This is a genomic window from Arthrobacter sp. 10T413_2, assembly GCF_056394205.1.
Genome location: NZ_JBFTHK010000332.1, coordinates 1 through 1695, shown reverse-complemented (window position 1 = coordinate 1695; position 1695 = coordinate 1). Strand labels below are relative to the sequence as shown.

The following is a 1695-nucleotide window of genomic DNA, read 5'->3' as shown; positions in this document are numbered from 1 at the left end:
GCGCTGAGCCGAGCCGGCGAACGCCTTTTTGATAAGCCGTTGCCGCAGGACGAAGCCCGGCTGCGGGAGCTTTTCACGACGCTGCAGCAGAGCATGGGAACGTGCTGAGTCGTGGACCAGCCCAACACTATCGGTGCGCTGCCCGTGGCGGTGGCCCGGGATTGCGGCTGCGAAGTCGCTTACCTGCCCGGGCTGGCGATGCGCAAAGCGGCGGACCTGTATCCCGGGAATTCGAAAACGGATGCCCGGGACGCGTTCATCATTGCCGAGACGGCCAGGGCGATGCCTCACACGCTGCGGGCCGTGGACCGGGACAGCGAGGTGCTCTCGGCGCTGAAGGTGCTCTCCGGGTTTGACGCCGATCTGACCCACGARTGCACCCGCGCGATMAACCGGCTGCGGTCCCTGCTGCTGCAGATCTTCCCGGCTCTGGAACGCGCCTTTCCCGGCACGGTCCTGACCCGTCCACTGGTCCTGGACCTGCTGATCAAATACGCCGGTCCCACGGGCCTGCGCACCGCAGGCCGCACCAACGTGCTGCGCTGGGCCCGCCACCACAGCCGGAAAGACCCCGTCCAGCTCGTAAATGCAATCTTCACCGCGCTCGGAGAGCAGACCGTGACCGTCGCCGGAACACAGGCCGTGKAACTCGTCATCCCGCGCGTTGCAGCCCAGATCAAGGAACTCAAACACCAGCGCACGATCGTCGCCGACGAAGTCGAGAAACTCCTGGACGATTTCCCTCTTTCCCGGGTCTTGATGTCCATGCCGGGAGTCGGCATCAAGACCGCAGCGACGATACTCCTGACCATCGGCGATGCCAGCAGCTTCAAAACCGCCGGGCACCTCGCMGCCTACGCGGGCATCGCGCCCGTCACCCGGCGGTCCGGCACCTCCGTCCGCGGCGAATTCCCGGCCCGCTCCGGCAACAAACAACTCAAAAACGCGCTCTTCCGATCCGCGTGGATCGCCTCCTGCCACGACCCGGCGTCCAAGGCCTACTACGACCGAAAACGCGCCGAAGGAAAGAAGCACAACGCCGCTGTCATCTGCCTTGCCCGCCGCCGCTGTGACGTCCTGTTCGCCATGCTCAAAAATGGAACTCTCTACCAGGAAAAAAGTCCCCAGGCCGCTTGACCAAAAGCATAGGGACACCCCCCCGGCGCCAGCCGGTGAACTTGCCGCGGCCTCTGTCCCGCCGTCGTCCGCAGGACTAAGATTCCAGCTGCACCGATGGGACTGCCACCGTGCTGAAACCGTTGCGTGGAAGGACATCCGTCATGGAATGCATAACGTGGTTCGCACCGATCCTGCCCGGGAAACTGGAGGCTTGGAAAGCACTCGACGCAGAGATGAGCGGGGCCCGGGCCGAAGAACACAAACGCTCGCGCGAGCGCATGGGCATGACMCGGGAAGTCGCCAGCCTCATGCAGACCCCACAAGGGGACTTCGTCTGCCTGTTCCACGAGGCCGAGGATCTGGGCAAGGCGTTCCAGGCCCTCTCGACGTCGGACGATCCCTACGACGTGTGGTTCCGCGAGCAACTCGTCGAACTTCACGGCCTGACGCCGGAGATGCTGCAGGGCCCTCCCCCGGCCCAGCTGACGTTCAACTACAAGGCGGACTGAGCGGCGGCTGGCTGCCTCCGGGCCCGGGTCCCCGCGCTGGKGTCCCGGGCCGGCTGCCCCAACGCGC

General features: G+C 65.5%; 1 protein-coding gene and 1 pseudogene. Both read left to right on the top strand.

What is annotated here, in order from left to right:
- Positions 1 to 1137 (top strand): annotated as a pseudogene (locus AC1DBQ_RS23210) (IS110 family RNA-guided transposase); the annotation flags it as partial.
- Positions 1138 to 1280: 143 nt separating this feature from the next.
- A complete protein-coding gene (locus AC1DBQ_RS23205) occupies positions 1281 to 1628 on the top strand; it encodes a DUF6176 family protein (protein ID WP_476930734.1) in 348 nt (115 codons plus the stop codon).
- Positions 1629 to 1695 lie beyond the last annotated feature (67 nt).